14 protein-coding genes and 1 pseudogene are annotated in these 18369 nt (G+C 69.8%); 9 read left to right on the top strand and 6 right to left on the bottom strand.

Translation table 11 applies throughout. The annotated features are described in order from the left end of the window. Positions 1-42 precede the first annotated feature (42 nt). Positions 43-1746 carry a dihydroxy-acid dehydratase gene (ilvD, locus tag AWB92_RS28970; protein WP_085191853.1) on the bottom strand — a complete coding sequence of 568 codons (1704 nt, stop codon included), beginning with the start codon at positions 1744-1746 and terminating at the stop codon, positions 43-45. A 75-nt stretch (positions 1747-1821) separates the two neighbouring features. Between ilvD and AWB92_RS28965 the strand changes: the two genes are divergently transcribed. From AWB92_RS28965 to AWB92_RS28945, 5 genes are all read left to right on the top strand, one after another. Continuing rightward, the gene (locus tag AWB92_RS28965; RefSeq protein WP_067005235.1) at positions 1822-2112 is read left to right on the top strand and encodes a metal-sensitive transcriptional regulator; all 291 of its coding nucleotides are present in this window, start codon (positions 1822-1824) and stop codon (positions 2110-2112) included. 120 nt (positions 2113-2232) lie between these two features. Then, positions 2233-3489, top strand: a complete 1257-nt coding sequence (locus AWB92_RS28960; protein WP_085191851.1) for an MFS transporter — start codon at positions 2233-2235, stop codon at positions 3487-3489. 118 nt (positions 3490-3607) lie between these two features. Beyond that, on the top strand, positions 3608-4594 hold the full coding sequence (locus tag AWB92_RS28955) for a L,D-transpeptidase (RefSeq protein ID WP_241523638.1): 987 nt from the start codon (positions 3608-3610) through the stop codon (positions 4592-4594). A 129-nt stretch (positions 4595-4723) separates the two neighbouring features. Then, on the top strand, positions 4724-5311 hold the full coding sequence (locus tag AWB92_RS28950; protein ID WP_085191847.1) for a TetR/AcrR family transcriptional regulator: 588 nt from the start codon (positions 4724-4726) through the stop codon (positions 5309-5311). Then, the gene (locus AWB92_RS28945; RefSeq protein ID WP_085191845.1) at positions 5308-7557 is read left to right on the top strand and encodes a molybdopterin-dependent oxidoreductase; all 2250 of its coding nucleotides are present in this window, start codon (positions 5308-5310) and stop codon (positions 7555-7557) included. The genes AWB92_RS28950 and AWB92_RS28945 overlap by 4 nt, the downstream gene beginning before the upstream one ends. Positions 7558-7606: 49 nt before the next feature. On the opposite strand, the gene AWB92_RS28940 is transcribed toward AWB92_RS28945, so the two are convergent. After that, a complete protein-coding gene (locus AWB92_RS28940) occupies positions 7607-9592 on the bottom strand; it encodes a M13 family metallopeptidase (RefSeq protein WP_085191843.1) in 1986 nt (661 codons plus the stop codon). Between the two features lie 42 nt (positions 9593-9634). Here AWB92_RS28940 and AWB92_RS28935 point away from each other — a divergent pair, with 42 nt between their 5' ends. Continuing rightward, complete coding sequence (locus AWB92_RS28935; RefSeq protein WP_085191841.1) at positions 9635-10282, top strand: hypothetical protein; 648 nt, start codon at positions 9635-9637, stop codon at positions 10280-10282. Further along, complete coding sequence (locus AWB92_RS28930; RefSeq protein WP_085191839.1) at positions 10279-10968, top strand: hypothetical protein; 690 nt, start codon at positions 10279-10281, stop codon at positions 10966-10968. Before AWB92_RS28935 ends, AWB92_RS28930 begins: the two co-directional genes overlap by 4 nt. A 4-nt stretch (positions 10969-10972) precedes the next feature. Here the strand turns inward: AWB92_RS28930 and AWB92_RS28925 are convergent, their stop codons facing one another. Together AWB92_RS28925 and AWB92_RS28920 are read right to left on the bottom strand one after the other, a co-directional pair. Next, the gene (locus tag AWB92_RS28925) at positions 10973-11434 is read right to left on the bottom strand and encodes an XRE family transcriptional regulator (RefSeq protein ID WP_241523639.1); all 462 of its coding nucleotides are present in this window, start codon (positions 11432-11434) and stop codon (positions 10973-10975) included. A 59-nt stretch (positions 11435-11493) separates the two neighbouring features. After that, the gene (locus AWB92_RS28920; protein WP_085191835.1) at positions 11494-14511 is read right to left on the bottom strand and encodes an MMPL family transporter; all 3018 of its coding nucleotides are present in this window, start codon (positions 14509-14511) and stop codon (positions 11494-11496) included. Between the two features lie 321 nt (positions 14512-14832). On the opposite strand from AWB92_RS28920, the gene AWB92_RS28915 reads away from it, so the two are divergent. Then, on the top strand, positions 14833-15354 hold the full coding sequence (locus tag AWB92_RS28915) for a hemophore (RefSeq protein WP_085191833.1): 522 nt from the start codon (positions 14833-14835) through the stop codon (positions 15352-15354). Between the two features lie 107 nt (positions 15355-15461). Here AWB92_RS28915 and AWB92_RS28910 read toward each other — a convergent pair whose 3' ends face one another. Further along, positions 15462-16634, bottom strand: coding sequence for a YbhN family protein (locus AWB92_RS28910; RefSeq protein WP_085191831.1), 1173 nt, complete (start codon positions 16632-16634; stop codon positions 15462-15464). Positions 16635-16782: 148 nt separating this feature from the next. Here AWB92_RS28910 and AWB92_RS28905 point away from each other — a divergent pair, with 148 nt between their 5' ends. Further along, positions 16783-17940 carry an AI-2E family transporter gene (locus tag AWB92_RS28905; RefSeq protein ID WP_085191829.1) on the top strand — a complete coding sequence of 386 codons (1158 nt, stop codon included), beginning with the start codon at positions 16783-16785 and terminating at the stop codon, positions 17938-17940. Positions 17941-17947: 7 nt separating this feature from the next. On the opposite strand, the pseudogene AWB92_RS29935 reads toward AWB92_RS28905, so the two are convergent. After that, positions 17948-18369: pseudogene (locus tag AWB92_RS29935) on the bottom strand (hypothetical protein); the annotation flags it as partial.

The following is an 18369-nucleotide window of genomic DNA, read 5'->3' as shown; positions in this document are numbered from 1 at the left end:
GGGCGCAATAGAATAGGCGGCTAGCCGCATTGCAAATGGCGGCTAGCCGCAGACCGCGCCGATTGCCGCCGAGCTCACCAACTTGACGTACTTGGCCAGCACGCCGGTCTTGTAGCGCGGCTCCGGGGGCGTGAAATCCCTTCGCCGCGCCTCGAATTCGGCCGGTTCGGTCAACACGTCGAGGGTGCGGCCGGCCACGTCCAGCCGGATGCGGTCGCCGTCGCGCAGCAGCGCGATCGGTCCGCCGTCGACCGCCTCCGGGGCGATGTGGCCCACGCACAGACCGGTGGTGCCGCCGGAGAACCGCCCGTCGGTCAGCAGCAGCACGTCCTTGCCGAGCCCGGCGCCCTTGATGGCGCCGGTGATAGCGAGCATCTCGCGCATCCCGGGCCCGCCCTTGGGCCCCTCGTAGCGGATCACGACGGCGTCGCCCCCGGTGATGGTCCCGTCCTCCAGGGCGTCCAGCGCGGCCCGTTCGCCGTCGAAAACCCTTGCGGTGCCTTCGAACACGTCGGAGTCGAAGCCGGCCGTCTTGACCACGGCGCCCTCGGGCGCCAGCGATCCGCGCAGGATCGTGATCCCCCCGGTCGGGTGGATCGGGTCGGCGAGCGCGCGCAGCACCTTGCCGTCCGGGTCGGGCGGGGCGATCGCGGCCAGGTTCTCGGCCACCGTCTTGCCGGTCACCGTCAGGCAGTCGCCGCGCAGCAGGCCCGCGTCGAGCAGGGCCTTCATCACCACCGGGACGCCGCCGATGTGGTCGACGTCGGACATGACGTGGCGGCCGAACGGCTTGACGTCGGCCAGGTGCGGCACCTTCGAACCGATCCGGCTGAAGTCGTCGAGGGACAGCTCGACGTCGGCCTCGCGCGCGATGGCCAGCAGGTGCAGCACCGCGTTGGTCGACCCGCCGAACGCCATCACCACGGCGATCGCGTTGTCGAAGGCCTCCTTGGTGAGGATGTCGCGGGCGGTGATGCCGCGCCGCAGCAGCTCGACGACGGCCTGGCCGCTGCGCCGCGCGAACCCGTCGCGGCGGCGATCGGTCGCCGGCGGGGCCGCGCTGCCCGGCAGCGACATGCCGAGCGCCTCGGCGGCGCTGGCCATGGTGTTGGCGGTGTACATGCCGCCGCACGCGCCCTCGCCCGGGCAGATGGCACGCTCGATCGCGTCGACGTCCTCGCGGGGCATCAGGCCGCGGGCGCAGGCGCCCACCGCCTCGAACGCGTCGATGATCGTGACCTCGCGTTCGCTGCCGTCGGACAGCTTGGCCACCCCCGGCAGGATCGAGCCGGCGTAGAGGAACACCGCCGCCAGGTCCAGCCGCGCCGCCGCCATCAGCATCCCCGGCAGCGACTTGTCGCACCCCGCCAGCAGCACCGAGCCGTCCAGGCGCTCGGCCTGCATCACGGTCTCGACGCTGTCGGCGATCACCTCGCGGGACACCAGCGAGAAATGCATCCCCTCGTGCCCCATCGAGATGCCGTCGGAAACCGAGATGGTGCCGAACTCGAGCGGGTACCCGCCGGCCGAGAACACCCCCTCCTTGACCGCCTTGGCGAGCCGGTCCAGCGACAGGTTGCACGGCGTGATCTCGTTCCACGACGACGCGACCCCGATCTGCGGCTTGGCGAAGTCCTCGTCCCCCATGCCTACGGCGCGGAGCATGCCGCGGGCGGCGGCCTTCTCCAGGCCGTCGGTGACGTCACGACTACGGGGCTTGATGTCAGGGGCCTTGTTAACGGACATCGTGTAAGTATGCGTGGCGCGGCCAAGCCGATATTTGCCGGCATACCCCGTCGGGGTACCAAGTACCATGGGTGTATGACGACCGAGCACGGATACTCGCAGCAGAAGGACAACTACGCCAAGCGGCTGCGACGCATCGAGGGCCAGGTGCGCGGCATCGCGCGGATGATCGAGGAAGACAAGTACTGCATCGACGTCCTCACCCAGATCAGCGCGGTCAACAGCGCCCTGCGCTCGGTGGCGCTGAATCTGCTCGACGAGCACCTGAACCACTGCGTGACCCGGGCCGTCGCCGAGGGCGGGGACGAGGCGGACGACAAGCTGGCCGAGGCCTCGGCCGCCATCGCGCGCCTGGTCCGTTCCTGATCACTTCTCGGTAGGCGTGTTGAACCGCTAACTGCGGGGAACCTATTGTTGCGGTGCGTACGGTAGGTGCAGCGTGATTTCGCCAACCAGCCATGCCCGGCCGATTGCGTACCAGATCCTATGACTGTCGAAGCCGCCACCACTGCCGCGCGAACGTGGACGCCACGGGTCGCGGCGCAGCTGGCGGTGCTGGCGGCCGCGGCCTTCACCTACGTCACGGCTGAAATCCTGCCGGTGGGCGCGCTCTCGGCGATCGCGCGCAACCTGCAGGTCAGCGTCGTGTTGGTCGGAACCCTGCTGACCTGGTACGCGCTGGTGGCGGCGCTGTCGACGTTCCCGCTGGTGCGCTGGACGGCGCACTGGCCGCGCCGGCGGGCGTTGGTCGTCAGCCTGGTGTGCCTAACCGTCTCGCAACTCATCTCGGCGCTGGCGCCGAACTTCGCCGTGCTGGCCGTGGGGCGGGTGCTGTGCGCGCTCACCCACGGGCTGCTGTGGTCGATCATCGCCCCGATCGCCACTCGGCTGGTGCCGCCGAGCCACGCGGGACGCGCCACCATGTCCATCTACATCGGCACCAGCCTGGCGCTGGTGATCGGCAGCCCGCTCACCGCCGCCCTGAGCCTGATGTGGGGCTGGCGGCTGGCCGCGGTCTGCGTCACCGTCGCCGCGGCCGTCGTGACCGTGGCGGCCTGGCTGTTGCTGCCCGAGCTGGTGCTGTCCGCTGACCAGCTCAAGTGTGTCGGCCCGCGGGCGCGGCATCACCGCAATCGCGCCCTGATCGTCGTCAGCCTCATCACCATGGTCGGCGTCACCGGCCATTTCGTGTCGTACACCTACATCGTGGTGATCATCCGCGAGGTCGTCGGCGTGCGCGGACCGAACCTCGCCTGGGTGCTGGCCGCCTACGGCGCCGCCGGGGTGGTCGCGGTGGGCATGGTGGCGCGCCCCCTGGACCGCCGCCCCAGGGGCGCCGTGTTGATCTGCATGGCGGGGTTGACCGCCGCGTTCGTGGTGCTGACCGCGCTCGCGTTCGGCGGCGGACGCGGCGTGGCCCCCTATTCGGTCGCGCTGATCGGGATTGCGGCCATCGTGTTGTGGGGGGCCATGGCCACCGCCGTCTCGCCGATGCTGCAGTCCGCCGCGATGCGCAACGGGGCCGACGACCCCGACGGCGCCTCGGGCCTGTACGTGACGGCGTTTCAGGTGGGCATCATGGCCGGCTCGCTGGCCGGCGGACTGTTGTACGAGCGGAGCGTCGCGCTGATGCTGACCGCCTCCGCGGGCCTGATGGGCGCCGCGCTGGCGGGCATGGCGGCCAATCGGCAGATGCTGGACCCCCAGCAGGACGTTGCCGCGGCAAGCTCACGCAATTCATAGCTGCCCAGGTCAGGGGCGAGATCCGGGCCGCGCATCGGTGCGCCGCCCGCTGTGGAGTAGGTAGCTGGGGTATGCCCTATGCCACACTATTTCGGAGTAAGCGACCGAAGGGATGCATATGTTCGCGGCTCTGAAGGCAGCCGGATTGGCCTCCATCTTGAGCGGGGCACTGGTGCTGGGCGCGGTTCCCGCGCTTGCGGACCCGGATCAGGCACCCGGTGACCCGGGGACCGTCGCGGCGCCCGCGGACCCACCCGCGGCGCCCGCGCCCCCGCCCGTCGCGGCGCCGCCGCCCGCCGACCCGCTCGCGCCGCCGCCGTTCACCTTCCCGGGCGCCCAGCCGGCGGCCTCGGGCCCGGCCGCCGGGCAGAACCCGACACCGTTCACCGGCACCGCACCGTTCGGGGCGCCCTCGATCGTCCCGAAGAACGGCTCGACGGTAGGCGTGGCCCAGCCGATCATCATCAACTTCCCCGGGCGGGTCGACGACGCGGGCGCGGCCATCGACGCCGTGCACGTGATGTCGACCCCGCCGGTGCCGGGCAAGTTCTACTGGATGACCCCGACGCAGCTGCGCTGGCGCCCGCTGAGCTTCTGGCCTGCGCACACCGCGGTGACCGTCGACGCGGGGGGCACCGTGTCCAGCTTCCAAACCGGTGACACGCTGGTCGCCACGGCGGACGACTCCACGCACCAGCTGACGGTCACCCGCAACGGCACCGTGGAGAAGACCATCCCGATGTCGATGGGCATGACGTCCGGCAACCACCAGACCCCCAACGGCACCTACTACGTGCAAGAGAAGATGCCCTCGGTGGTGATGGACTCCTCCACCTACGGGGTCCCGGTCAACTCGACCTACGGCTACAAGGTGACCGTCGAGCTGGCCGTGCGCTTCGACAACGTCGGCGACTTCGTGCACAGCGCGCCGTGGTCGGTGGACGACCAGGGCAAGCGCGACGTCAGCCACGGTTGCATCAACATCAGCCCGAGCAACGCCCGGTGGTTCTTCGACAACTTCGGGCCCGGCGATCCGATCATCGTGAAGAACTCCACCGGCGGCGACTACCAGAAGCACGACGGCTCCAGCGACTGGATCAACTAGCGCCAGCAGTCCCCCGCAAGCGGGAGGTACCCCCGGCAAAATCGTCCATTCCGGCTGGGAATAGGGCGATTTTGTTTCTTCTCGCGCGGGGTCTTCTGTGCGCCGCGGATTATGTATAGCATCATACATATGCGTAGCCCCCGCGAGCGGATGGTGGTTTCGGCCGCGCTGCTGATCAGGGAGCGCGGCGCGCACGCCACGGCCATCTCCGACGTTCTCGAGCACAGCGGCGCGCCGCGTGGTTCGGCCTATCACTACTTCCCGGGCGGGCGCACCCAGCTGCTCTGCGAGGCCGTCGACTACGCCGGCGAGCACGTGGCCGCCTTCATCACCGAGGCCGCGGGCAGCGCCGAGCTGCTGGACGCGCTGATCGACAAGTACCGCCGCCAGCTGCTCGACAGCGACTTCCGCGCGGGATGTCCCGTCGTCGCGGTGTCCGTCGAGGCCGGCGAGCAATCCGACCGCGAGCGCATGACGCCGGTAGTCGAGCGCGCGGCCGCGGTGTTCGACCGCTGGTCCGACCTGATCGCCGCGCGCTTCGTCGCCGACGGGATTGCCGCGGATCGGGCGGGCGAGCTGGCCGTGCTGGCGACCAGCGCGCTCGAGGGCGCGATCGTGCTGGCCCGGGTGCGGCGCGACCTGACGCCCCTTGATGTCGTGCACCGCCAGCTACACCGACTGCTCGCGGCCGAGCTCTCCGAGAGGAATTCGCAATGACCACCACCGACTGGCAGCCCACCGCGTGCATCCTCTGCGAATGCAACTGCGGCATCGTCGTCCAGGTCGAAGATCGCCGCCTGGCCCGCATCCGCGGCGACAAGGCGAACCCCGCCTCGCAGGGATACACCTGCAACAAGGCGCTGCGGCTGGACCACTACCAGAACAACCGCGCCCGCCTGACCTCGCCGATGCGGCGCCGCGCCGACGGCACCTTCGAGGAGATCGACTGGGACACCGCCATCGTCGAGATCGCCGAGGGCTTCAGGCACATCCGCGACGCCTACGGCGGCGACAAGATCTTCTACTACGGCGGCGGCGGGCAGGGCAACCACCTGGGCGGCGCCTACAGCGGCGCGTTCCTGAAGGCGCTCGGGGCCCGCTACCGGTCAAATGCGTTGGCGCAGGAGAAGACCGGCGAGGCCTGGGTCGACGGGCACCTCTATGGCGGTCACACCCGGGGCGAGTTCGAGCACGCCGAAGTGTCGGTGTTCGTCGGCAAGAACCCGTGGATGTCGCAGAGCTTTCCCCGCGCCCGGGTGGTGCTCAACGAGATCGCCAAGGACCCGGCCCGGTCGATGATCGTGATCGACCCCGTCGTCACCGACACGGCCAAGATGGCCGACTTCCACCTGCGGGTGCGGCCCGGGACCGACGCCTGGTGCCTGGCCGCGCTGGCCGCCGTCCTCGTCCAGGAAAACCTTTGCAACGAAGCGTTTCTCGCCCAGCACGTGCGCGGCGCCGACGTCGTCCGGGCCGCGCTGCGTGACGTCCCGGTCGGCGACTACGCCCAGCGCTGCGGGGTCGACGAGGAGCTGTTGCGCGCGGCGGCGCGGCGCATCGGCGCCGCCGAGAGCGCGGCGGTGTTCGAGGACCTCGGGATCCAGCAGGCGCCCAACAGCACCCTGTGCTCCTACCTGAACAAGCTGCTGTGGATCCTCACCGGCAACTTCGCCAAAAAGGGTGGGCAGCACCTGCATTCGTCGTTCGCGCCGCTGTTCAGCCAGGTCTCCGGTCGCACGCCCGTCACCGGTGCGCCCATCATCTCCGGGCTGATTCCGAGCAACGTGGTGCCCGAGGAGATCCTCACCGATCACCCGGACCGCTTCCGCGCCATGATCGTCGAAAGCGCCAATCCCGCGCACTCGCTGGCCAATTCGGCGGCCTGCCGCGAGGCCTTCCAGGCGCTGGAGCTGATGGTCGTCGTGGACGTCGCGATGACCGAGACCGCACGGCTCGCCCACTACGTGCTGCCCGCGGCGTCCCAGTTCGAGAAGCCCGAGGCGACCTTCTTCAACTTCGAATTCCCCGGCAACGCTTTTCAATTGCGCCGGCCGCTGCTCGAGCCGCTGCCCGGGACGCTGCCCGAGCCGGAGATCTGGGCCCGTCTGGTGCGCGCGCTGGGCGTGCTCGACGAGGCCGACCTGCGCCCGCTGCGCGAGGCCGCGCGCCGGGGCCGCCAGGAGTATGCCGAGGCCTTCCTCGGTGCGGTTGCGACCAATCCCACTGTGGCGAAGCTGGTTCCGTACGTGCTCTACGAGACCCTGGGGCCGACGCTGCCCGACGGATTGGCGGGCGCGGCCGCCGCGTGGGGCCTGGCCCAGAAGACCGCCATGGCCTACCCGGAGGCGGTACGGCGGGCCGGCCACGCCGACGGCAACGCGCTGTTCGACGCGATTCTCGACAACCCGTCCGGGGTCACGTTCACCCTGCACACCTACGAGGACGACTTCGCGCTGATCAGCCACGCCGACCACAAGATCGCGCTGGAGATCCCCGAAATGCTGGACGACCTAAGGGCTTTGGCGGCGGCACCGCCCCAGCTGACCACGCCGGATTTCCCGATCGTGCTGTCGGTCGGCGAGCGGCGCGCGTACACCGCCAACGACATCTTCCGTGACCCGTCCTGGCGCAAACGCGACGCCGACGGGGCGCTGCGCGTCAGCGTCGAGGACGCCCAGGTGCTGGGGCTCGTCGACGGGGGACGGGCGCGGGTCAGCACCGCGGCCGGCAGCGCCGAGGCGACCGTCGAGGTCACCGAGACCATGCTGGCCGGGCACGCCGCGCTGCCCAACGGTTTCGGGCTGGACTACGTCGGCGAGGACGGGCGCACCGTTGTCCCCGGGGTCGCGCCCAACTCGCTCACTTCCACGGAATGGCGCGACCCCTACGCGGGCACGCCGTGGCACAAGCACGTGCCGGCGCGCATCGAAGCATGCCGAGCGGACGTTAAAGCTCCCGTTTAGGGCCGAAACTAGGGGCTTTTGCGTCTGCTGGCGCCAAAAAAGGGGGGCCCTAGTTCCAGATCCTGACCCGGTTCGCCGGCGCCAGGTACAGCCCGTCGCCCTCGGCCACGCCGAAGGCGTCGTAAAACGCGTCCATGTTGCGGACCACGCCGTTGCAGCGGAACTCCGGCGGGGAGTGCGGGTCGACCGCCAGCCGCCGGATCGCTTCCGCCTCACGTGATTTGGTGCGCCATACCTGCGCCCAGCCGTAGAACACGCGCTGCACGCCGGTCAGGCCCTCGATGAGGGGCGCGGGCCGGCCGTTCAGCGACAGCTGATAGGCCAGCAGCGCGATGGACAACCCGCCCAGGTCGCCGATGTTCTCCCCGACGGTGAAGGCGCCGTTCACGTGGTGGCCGTCGCCGAGGCCGCGCGGCACGTACGCGTCGTACTGCTCGATGAGCGCCTTGGTGCGGGCGCCGAACTCGGTGCGGTCCTCGTCGGTCCACCAGTCGACCAGGTTGCCGTCGCCGTCGTACTTGGCGCCCTGGTCGTCGAAGCCGTGCCCGATCTCATGGCCGATCACCGCGCCGATCCCGCCGTAGTTGGCGGCGTCGTCGGCGTCGGCGTCGAAGAACGGCGGCTGCAAAATGGCTGCGGGGAAGACGATTTCGTTCATCCCGGGGTTGTAATAGGCGTTGACGGTCTGCGGCGTCATGAACCACTCGTCGCGGTCCACCGGGCCGCCGAGCTTGGCCAGCTCGCGGTCGTGGTTGACCGCATACCCGCGCCGGTAGTTGCCGTACAGGTCGTTGCGGTCGATGACCAGCTTCGAGTAGTCACGCCACTTCTCCGGGTAGCCCACTTTGGCGGTGAACTTCTCCAGCTTGGCCAGCGCGCGCTCGCGGGTCTGCGGTGTCATCCAGTCCAGCTCGCCGATGGACTGGCGGTATGCCGCCTTCAGGTTGTCCACCAGCGCGTCCACGCGGGCCTTGGCGCCCGGCGGGAAATGCCGCTGCACGTAAAGCTTTCCGACGGCGTCGCCCATCAGGCTTTCCACTAGGGCCACCGCCCGCTTCCAGCGATCCCGGATCTGCTCGGTGCCGGTCAGCAGGCGACCGTAGAAGTCGAAGTCCGCGGCGACGACGTCGTCGGTGAGCCAGGCGGCGCGGGCGCGGATCAACCGCCAACGCGCCCACCGCTTCCAGTCCTCGAAGTCTTCGCTGTCCCACAGCGCCGCGAACGAGGCCAGGTAATCCGGTTGGCGCACAACAACTTCCGCGAGCGAGTCGGGATTGCCGCCCAGCGCGGTCGCCCAGCCGTCCCAGTCGAAGCCGGAAGCGTCGGTCCGCAGCTCGGCGAACGTGCGCAAGTTGTAGGTGAGGTCGGCGTCGCGGCGCTTGACGACGTCCCAGTGGGCGGCGGCGAGCTTGGCCTCCAGCGCCACGATGCGGGCCGCGGTGTCCGCGTGGCTCTCGGGGTCGCCTCCGTAGACGAGGCCGAACATCCGCGCGATGTGTCCCGGGTAGGCGGCCAGCACCTCGGCGTGCCGCTCCTCGCGGAAATAGGACTCGTCGGGCAGGCCGATGCCGGACTGCGCGAAGTGCGCCAGGTAGCGGGCCGAGTTCTTGGCGTCGGTGTCCACGTACATCGCCACACCCCCGCCGACGCCGGTGCGCTGCAGGGCGCCGACGGCGGCGGCCAGGGCCGCGGTGTCGGCGCAGTCGTCGATGACCGCCAGCTCGTCGAGCAACGGCTGGACGCCCCGGCGCTCGACGGTGTCCTCGTCGAGGAAACTGGCGTAGAGGTCACCGATGCGTTGCTGATCCGTCCCCTCGGCGGCGCCCTGCTCGCTGGCCTCCACGATCAGATCGCGCACCTGCTCTTCGGCCCGGTCGTACAGCGCGCGAAAGGCGCCGTCGGTCGCCCGGTCCGGGGGAATGTCGTAGTCCGCCAGCCAGCGGCCGTTGACGTGGCCGAAAAGGTCGTCTTGGGGGCGTGTGTTCGCGTCGACAAAGCTCAGGTCGACGCCCGATCGGATGGCCTCTACTGTCACCCCGCCATCCTTCCATCTTCTTTTGGATGCGACGATCGGCCCATGTCAGACCTGGAATCCGAAGCCGACGGGGAATCGGAGGATGTCGAAACCGAAGACGACGTCGAATCCGAAGACGAATCCGAGCCTGCGGGCGGGCGAATCTTCTCGATCTACGGCATCGCGTCGACCGTTCTCGGCGTGCTGGCGGTCGCCGCCGTCGTGCTCGGCTACGTCATCTGGTCCGCGCACCGCGACGAGATCGCCGAACGCGTCTACCTGAGCCGCGTCATGGCGACCGCCGCCGAGTGGACGGGCGTGCTGATCAACATGAACAGCGGCAACATCGACGCCAGCCTGCAGAAGCTGCACGACGGCACGGTCGGGGAACTCAACACGGACTTCGACGCGGCCGTGGACCCGTACCGGCAGGTGGTGCAGAAGCTGCAGTCGCAGAGCGCCGGCCGCATCGAGTCGGTGGCCATCGAGACGATGCACCGCGACCTGGACACCCAGCCGGGCACTTCCCGTCCGGTCGTCACGACCAAGCTGCCGCCGTTCGCCAGCCGGATGGACTCGGTGATGCTGGTCGCGACGTCGGTGAGCGAGAACGTCGGCGCCAAACCGCAGGTGGTGCACTGGAACCTGCGGCTCGAGGTCTGCGACGTCGACGGCAAGCTGATGATCTCCGGGCTGGGTTCCATCCGATGAGGAACATCTGGCGGCTGCTGGCCTTCGACATCGCGGCCCCGCTGGCCGCGATCGCCGCGCTGTGGATGATCGGGGTCGTCCTCGGCTGGCCGCTGTGGTGGGTGTCGGCGTGCTCGGTCCTGGTGCTGCTGATCGTCGAGGGAGTGGGCGTCAACTTCTGGCTGCTGCGCCGCGATTCGGTCAGCGTCGGCACCGACGACGACGCCCCGGGGCTGCGGCTGGCCGTCGTGTTCCTGTGCGCGGCCGCCCTGTGCGCGGCGGTGGCGACCGGGTACACGCACTGGACGCGCACGGACCGCGACTTCAAGAACGACACCCGCGAGGTGGTCCAGGTCGCCTCGGGCATGGCCGAGGCGATGGCGTCGTTCACCCCGAGCGCTCCGACCAGCTCCATTGACCGGGCCGCGGCGATGATGGTGCCCGACCAGGCGGGCGCGTTCCGGGAGCAGTACCGAAAGTCCAGCGCGGACCTGGCCCAGCACAACGTGACGGCGCAGGCCGCGACGCTGTCGGCGGGGGTCGAGGCGCTGGGTCCGACGGCGGCCAGCGTCGCGGTGATCCTGCGGGTTACCCAGAACACCCCGGGGCAGCCGCCCAGTCAGGCCGCGCCCGCGCTGCGGGTGGCGCTGGCCAAGCGCGGCGACGCCTGGTTGGTGTCCAACGTGACGCCGATCAACGCCCGCTGACTCCTCAGTTGGATTCGGCCGACCGCGCGGACTTCACCTTCACGAATCGATCCGACAGCCGGCGCATCCGGATCATCAGCGCGGAGGTGGGGCTGACGCTGCCGTCGAGGTAGGCGCCCAGGTCCTGCGCCGACACCCCGATGCGCGACGCGAATTCCTGTTCGCCCAGGCCCGAGCGGTCGATCAGCAGCCGGATGTGCCGGGCCACCTCCGCGCGCTCGTTGGCCTCCAGGTGGGTGCGGGCGCGCTCCAGCACCTCCCACAGCGCTTTGGCGATGCCGTAGGGCCGCGTCCCCTCGAGCACCTCTTCGACCTGGCGGGCCGTCCGGCCGTACGGGTCGCGCTTCAGCGCCGCGGCGATGCGCTTCCAGGTGTCGATGTCGCCGCCCTGCAGCGCCGAACGGATCGCGGACGTGGGCCAGAACTCGACGGGCTGGTCGGTGTCGGCAACAGGGACACCGTCCATGCGTTGCTCGCCGGCGGGCCGCTCGGGCGGCGGTGCCGGGCGCCGTTCGGATGCCAACGTCACCTCGCCTCCTCCAGCATCGCCACGGCCACCGACAGGCAGCGCTGCCTGACGTCGTCCCAGTCCGCTTTCGCGTCGGAATCCGACCATTCGTCGCTGAAATCGGAGGGATGGGGGTCCGCGAGCCGGCGGACCAACTGGGTGGCCATCCATTCCCGCCTGGGTGTTTGACAACAGTAATACCTGTCCATGCCGGCCAGCACCACCGCGGCGGTCTCCGGTTCCACGTTGTCAACCATGTCTGCAAATTCGGCGTAATCGCGGCTGCTGTTACGGCACATGATCAAGTAGCCCTTGAGGCGCAGCGCCTCGGCGCCGGTCGGCACGAGCAGCCGATCGCCCGTGGGCAGTTGCACGTTGGTGGTCTCCACCGGGCTGCGCCGCTCGTACTGGGGACAATCGACCGCGGAGGCGTCGGTCTCCAGCGCGTCGATCGCGACGGACAGCCGGCCCCGCCACAGCGTGACCGGATGAACCGGCCGGTCCCCGGCGATCGCGCGGGCGATCCCGTTGCGCGACGGCAGGCCGCCGACTCGCTTCTTGGCGGGCGGGTGGCCGTTGCTGCCGTCCCTGGCGGGGTTCGCCCCGCCCCCCGCGCCGCCGTCGTCGATGTCGACCTGGTGGGGGATCTGGCCGGGGCCGAGGCCGCGGGTGTCGGCCGGGGCCGAGGGCGCGGTCTTGCCGTTGCGCCCGCAACCGGTGAAGGCGAGCGGGTCGGCCACGCAGATGGCGTCGGGCGCCAGGTGCTTGAGCTTGGCGGACGACTTGAGCACCATCCGCAGGTCGGCACTGGGCGCGGCCAGCGCCGAGATGTCGTCGGGAATGACCACCACGTCGCCGAGGTCCACCTGGGGCAGCGGCCGGTCGAAGTCGACCGACGGCAATACGCGGCGCAGCCACCGAGGCATCCACCAGTTCCACTGGGCGAACATCGCCATTAGCGCCGGGACGAGGACCAGCCGCACCACCGTGGCGTCAACCGCGATCGCGACGGCGCACGCGACACCGATCTCGGCGACCAGCGGCATGCCGGCGAACGCGAACCCGATGAACACCGCGATCATGATCAGGGCGGCGCTGGTGATCGTGCGCGCGCTGGTGCTCACGCCGTAGGCGACGGCGTCGCGGGTGTTGCCGGAGTGCAGGAAGCGTTCCCGGATCCGGGTGAGCAGGAAGATTTCGTAGTCCATCGACAGCCCGAACGTCATCGCCAGCACCAGCGGGGGCACCGTGCTGTCGATCGAGCTGATCTGGGTGAAACCGAGGTCGCTCAACCAGCCCCACTGGAAGACCACGACCAGGCTGCCGTAGGCGGCGGCGACCGACAGCAACGTCATCAGCACGCCCTTGAGCGCCAGGAAGATCGAATGGATCGAGATCAACAGCATCACGAACGCGATCAGCGCGACGAAGAGCAGCACCAGCGGCTCGGTCTGCGACACCCGGTCATCGAAGTCCTTGATCAGCGCCGTCGGGCCGCCCACGTCCACGCGCGCGGTTCCCGCGTCGGGAATTTTGGACAGCTGCGCGCGCATCCAGCCGACGGTCTCGCGGGCCTTCATGTCCTCGGGGTCGACCGACAACACCGCCGACAGCAGGGCGCTGCCGTTGTCCTCGGCGAACTGCGGGGGCGACACCGAAACGATGTTGGGCGCCTCCGTCATTCGCTGCCGGATCGCGCTGACCGTCTGGCTGTGCTCCGGCGACGCCGCGCCGCCGTCGGGAAACGTGACCAGCACCCGGATCGGCCCGAGCGCGCCGGGCCCGAGCGCCTGCGCGGCCGCGCCGACACCGGCGCGGATCTCATGGGACGAGTCGAACTGGCGCAGCAGGCTGTTGCCCAGCACCATCGACGCGGTCGGCACCGCCATGACCAGGAGCACCACCGAGGCCGCCACCGCCGACGCCCACGGCCGCCGCATCACCGCTGAAATCCACCGGATCCAGAACCGGGACTGCCCGCCCTCCGGCTGGCGCGACCAGTGCAGCAGGCGCGAGCGCTTGGCGGCCGCCCGGCCGAACGTCGCCAGCGCCGCCGGCGTCAAGGTGGCCGACGTCAGCATCGCCACCGCCACGGCCAGGATCGCGCCCGTGGCCATCGACTTCAGCGCCGGGGTGTTGATGATGTAGATCCCGGTCAGCGAGGCGATCACGGTCATGCCGGACAACACCACCGCCAGCCCCGACGTGGCCATCGCGGCGTCCACGGCCTCGTTCTGCTGGCGCCCGGAGCGCAGTTCCTCGCGGAAACGCATCAGGATGAACAGCGAATAATCCACCGCCAGCGCGATCCCGAACATCGACACCGTCGACGTCACGAACACCGACATGGTGGTGTACGCCGACAGGAAATAGACCAGGCCCATCGTGACGACGACCGTGCAGATGCCGAGGGCGAGCGGGATCGTCGCGGCGGCCAGCGAACCGAACACCGCCAGCAGGACGACCAGAATGATCGGCAGGTTCCACTTTTCGGCGGCCGCGATGTCGTGCTTGGTGTTCGCCGCGGCGGCGGTCGACAGGGCGCCCTGCCCGATCACGTAGAGCCGCACCCGGCCGTTCGCCGTCTGGCCGGACTGGTCACCCTTGATACCGACCTTTTGGCGCAACTGCTTGGCGAGGTCGCTGGTACCGGCGTTGCGGGCGTCCATCCGCAGCGAGATCACGTACGGCCGGTCGGGCTGCGGCGGCCGCTGGGTGGGGTTGGGGACCTCGGTGACGCCGGGGAACTCGCCGGCGATCTGCCGCAGCTGCGCGACGGCGTCGTTGATGTCGGCGTAGCTGGCGTCGGGGCGGGGGGCCGCCACCAGCGCAAGCGACGACGCTCCCTGGTCGTGGTAGAGGTCCTCGAGCTGATCGTGGACCGCCAGCGACTGGGAGCCGGCCACTTCGAAACCGCCGCCGGTGAGGTTGCCCGACTGCGTCAACGCCAAATAGACCGCCGGCACCAATGCCAGCAACCAGCCTGTGAAGACCAACCAGCGGTACTTACGCAGGCTGCGGCTGAGGCGCATCATGAACTGCTGGATTTCTTCACTCCCCGGGTTCTCACGCAATGCGTGCAGGCGAGAATACCGCAGCAGCCTGTGGATTATGTCGGCTTATCAGCATCCTGAGCTGCAACGACACGGATGTTGCCAAGACGCTGCCCAGTTGTTGTGAACCAGTGACCCAGCGGTGTGGGTCACACGAAGTAGCAGGGGCGGTGTCCGGATGGCAGGATGTCGGGTGGCCGCGCGGGGGAGCGGGGAACCCCGTCACGAAGAGCCGTTCATGCCAACCGTTTTGCGATGTGCCCCCAGACGCCGCGCGCGTTCGCAAACTCCTAGGAGTGACCCATGACGACAGGCACCGCGACCAGGCGCCGCAGAATCTTCGCCGGGCTGCTGGCCACCACGGTGCCCGCCGCGGCCGTCGCCGTCCTCGCCGGGCCGCCGGCGACCGGCGCCAACGACCCGTGCGCCGCCAGCGAGATCGCCCGCACGATCGGCTCGGTCTCCAAGTCGATGGGTGACTACCTGGACTCGCATCCCGAGACCAACCAGACGATGACCTCGATGCTGCAACAGCAGGCCGGCCCGCAGTCGCTGACCGGGCTCAAGTCCTACTTCGAGGCCAACCCGAAGGTGGCCGGCGACATGACGTCGATCGCGTCGCCGCTGACCAGCCTGTCGACGCAGTGCAAGTTGCCGATCAGCATCCCGCAGGCGATGGGCATGCTGCAGCAGGCGCAGGGCGCGGCCGGCGGCCTGCCGGGCGGGGTGCCCGCGCTGCCGGGCGGCGGCGCCCCGGGCGCCTCCCCGGTCGGTAGCGCCCCGGCCCCGCTGCTGCCCGGCGTGACGATCGGCGGCGCGCACTAACCGGAAATGGCCCAAGCCGAGCGCTGAGTGTGAACTACACGACGCGTTCTCGGCGTGTTGCGTCGTAGGATTCACGCTCGGCCGGCCGAACGGCCGAAAAGCGTTGCCTAGCGGCCGATTTCGTGGCTGGGCTCCGGCGGCGGCAGCGGACCCTGCAGGGCGGTCTCGGTCGGGTCGGTGGACGCGCCGGGGTCGCGCACGACGGCCAGCGGGCCGGTGATGGGGTCGTCGTCGTCGGAATCGCCGACGTTCTCGGTGCGGAACACGAAGAAGAACACCACCCAGCCGATGGCGGCGATGAGCAGCCAGCTGATCAGCCGGTAGAGCAGCATGGCCGAGATCGCGCTCGGCAACGACATCCCGCTGGAGACCAGCCCGGGCACCAGCACCGCCTCGACCACCAGCAGGCCGCCCGGCATCAGCGGGATCGTGCCGACCGCGCGGGCGGCGGCATACGCGACCGTCAGCCCGGCGACCGACGCGTGGTCGCCGGCGGCGTACGCCGCGAACCCCAGGCAGGCGACGTCGGCGATCCAGTTGAACATCGACCAACTGAACGCCACGCCCAGGTCCCGACGGCCCAGGCTCACCGACTCGAGCTGCATGAGGGTCTCGCGCCACTTGTCCAGGCCGGCGTCGGCCGGCCTGCCGCGAAGCGAATTGACCCACGACAGCACCCGGCTGCCGATGCCCTCGATCAGGTCCGGGCGCGACGCGACCGCCTGGGCCAACAGCAGCAACGCGACGAACCCGCCGAGCGTGAACAGCAGCGAGAACGGGTTGTTCTTGGCCCCCAGGAAGAAGGCACCGCCCAGGCCGAGCAGCGCCAGCCCCACCGCCTGCAGCACGCCCGACATCACCAGCTGCCACGAGGCCACCACCGTCGAGGCGCCCCAGAGCCGCTGCTGCCGGAACAGAAACGTCGCCGACAGCACCGGCCCGCCGGGCAGCGTCGTGCTCAACGAGTTCGCGGCGTAGAACGCGGCCTCCGATCGCAGCTGCTTGACATGCACGCCGGCCGACTTCAGCAGGGTGCGCTGGATCTGGGCGAAGCTGTGCATGGACGCGGCCGCCGCCACCACCGACGCGATGAGCCACCACCAGTTGGCCTCGTACAGGCTCATCCAGGCTTTCGCCAACTGGTGCCAGCCCAGTGCGATCTCCACAGCAAGCACGATCGCGACGATGCCGAGGATCACCCAGCGCACCCACCAGTACCTGCCGCGCGGGGTCTCTTCGCGCGTCAGGTCCAGCTTGCGGGCGGGTGCGTGGTGCGGCACGTGCTTTAGGGTAACCGCGCAGGTGGCGCGGCCAGCGAGGCGAAGCTCCGACTGTGTCGCGGTCGTAACCGGATCGTGCCGGGTCCGGTGGCGCCGGGGACGCCGTCACGGCCGATCGGAGCGCACCGACGCCAGATAGGCTGGGCTGATGCCGGCAAACCCCGAACGAGCCGCGGAGGCCTTCGAGGCCGCGTCGGTCGAACCCCTTGTCCGAAAGGCCGCCGCCTGGGCGTGGCGTTTGCTGGCCATCCTGGCCGCGGTGCTCGCACTGCTCTGGGTGGTGCAGAAGCTCGAAGTCATCGTGGTTCCGGTGTTGCTGGCGCTGATGGTCAGCGCATTGCTGGTTCCGGCCGTCGACTGGATCGACAAGCGGGGCCTGCCGCGCGGGGCGGCGGTGGCGCTGGTCATGCTGGGCGGGTTCGCGATCTTCGGCGGCATCCTGACGTTCGTCATCATCCAATTCGTCTACGGTCTGCCCGACCTGACCGAGCAGATCAGCCGCAGCATCGACTCCTCCCGCCGGTGGCTGATGGAGGGCCCGTTGCATCTGCGCGGCGAACAGATCTCCAACGCGGGCAACGCCGCGATCCAGGCGCTGCACAACAATCAGTCCAAGCTGACCAGCGGCGCGCTGTCCACCGCGGCCACGATCACCGAGCTGGTGACGGCCGCGGTGTTGGCCCTGTTCACGCTGATTTTCTTCCTCTACGGCGGGCGCAACATCTGGCAGTACGTCACCAAGATCTTCCCGGAGAACGCCCGGGACCGGGTGCGCGAGGCGGGCAACGCCGGATACGGGTCGCTGATCGGCTACGTGCGGGCCACCTTCCTGGTCGCCCTGACCGACGCCGCGGGCGTCGGCACCGGGTTGGCGATCATGGGCATCCCGCTGGCGCTGCCGCTGGCCTCGGTCGTGTTTCTCGGCGCCTTCATTCCCCTGATCGGTGCCCTGGTCTCGGGGCTGCTGGCGGTGGTGGTCGCGCTGCTGGCCAAGGGCATCGTCTACGCGCTGATCACGCTGGGTTTGCTGATCGCGGTGAACCAGCTCGAGGCGCATTTGCTGCAGCCGCTGGTGATGGGCCGCGCGGTCTCGATCCATCCGCTCGCGGTGGTGCTGGCGATCTCCACCGGCGGCGTGCTCGCCGGGATCGTCGGGGCGCTGCTCGCTGTTCCGACGGTCGCGTTCCTCAACAACGCGATTCAGGTGCTGCTGGCCAAGGATCCCTCCGCCGAATCCGAAAAGCAGACCGAAGAGGCCGAGGAGGCGGGGGTCGTCGTCCAGGCGGAACCGGACCAGCCCGATTGAGCAGGCTTTAGAGCCGTCCCTCGCGACGCAGCAGATCCTGGGCGCTGACGCCCCCGCCGGCGCCCCTGCGGCGTCGGTCGCCGTTGTCGCCTTGCCCCCGGGCGTCGAGCTTCTCGGTGGTGGGCTCGGCGTCCGGCATGTCAGCGGGGTCCGGCGCGTCACCGGAATGGTTGCTGGGGACCGGAATGGCCCGCGTCTGACCGCTGGACGGCGTCGGCGGCGCCGGTGGCCGCGGTGCCGCCGACGGCCAGGGGGCTGAGTTGGCGGGTGCCGAGAGGCGCGCGGTCTTGGGCTCTGATGGCTGGGCCTGCAGGCGGGTGGTGCTCGCGGCGGACGGCGTGCTGGGCGCCACTTCCCGGGCGGGCCTGGGCTCCAGCTGGTCGGGGTGCGCCGCCCGCGACGGCTCCAGCGAGCCGGGGTGGGTGGGGT

This window comes from Mycobacterium sp. IEC1808 (assembly GCF_002101935.1).
In the GTDB taxonomy this organism is placed as follows: Bacteria; Actinomycetota; Actinomycetes; order Mycobacteriales; family Mycobacteriaceae; genus Mycobacterium.
Note: the sequence above shows the minus strand (reverse complement) of the source record. Positions and strands in the feature narration are given on the sequence as shown.

Coding starts and splice junctions, on each gene's coding strand:
- AWB92_RS28925 (WP_241523639.1), bottom strand. CDS start 11,434: ATGGACGGTGTCCCTGTTGCCGACACCGACCAGCCCGTCGAGTTCTGG.
- AWB92_RS28955 (WP_241523638.1), top strand. CDS start 3,608: ATGTTCGCGGCTCTGAAGGCAGCCGGATTGGCCTCCATCTTGAGCGGG.
- AWB92_RS28945 (WP_085191845.1), top strand. CDS start 5,308: ATGACCACCACCGACTGGCAGCCCACCGCGTGCATCCTCTGCGAATGC.
- AWB92_RS28930 (WP_085191839.1), top strand. CDS start 10,279: ATGAGGAACATCTGGCGGCTGCTGGCCTTCGACATCGCGGCCCCGCTG.
- AWB92_RS28965 (WP_067005235.1), top strand. CDS start 1,822: ATGACGACCGAGCACGGATACTCGCAGCAGAAGGACAACTACGCCAAG.
- AWB92_RS28950 (WP_085191847.1), top strand. CDS start 4,724: ATGCGTAGCCCCCGCGAGCGGATGGTGGTTTCGGCCGCGCTGCTGATC.
- AWB92_RS28905 (WP_085191829.1), top strand. CDS start 16,783: ATGCCGGCAAACCCCGAACGAGCCGCGGAGGCCTTCGAGGCCGCGTCG.
- ilvD (WP_085191853.1), bottom strand. CDS start 1,746: ATGTCCGTTAACAAGGCCCCTGACATCAAGCCCCGTAGTCGTGACGTC.
- AWB92_RS28920 (WP_085191835.1), bottom strand. CDS start 14,511: ATGATGCGCCTCAGCCGCAGCCTGCGTAAGTACCGCTGGTTGGTCTTC.
- AWB92_RS28935 (WP_085191841.1), top strand. CDS start 9,635: ATGTCAGACCTGGAATCCGAAGCCGACGGGGAATCGGAGGATGTCGAA.
- AWB92_RS28960 (WP_085191851.1), top strand. CDS start 2,233: ATGACTGTCGAAGCCGCCACCACTGCCGCGCGAACGTGGACGCCACGG.
- AWB92_RS28915 (WP_085191833.1), top strand. CDS start 14,833: ATGACGACAGGCACCGCGACCAGGCGCCGCAGAATCTTCGCCGGGCTG.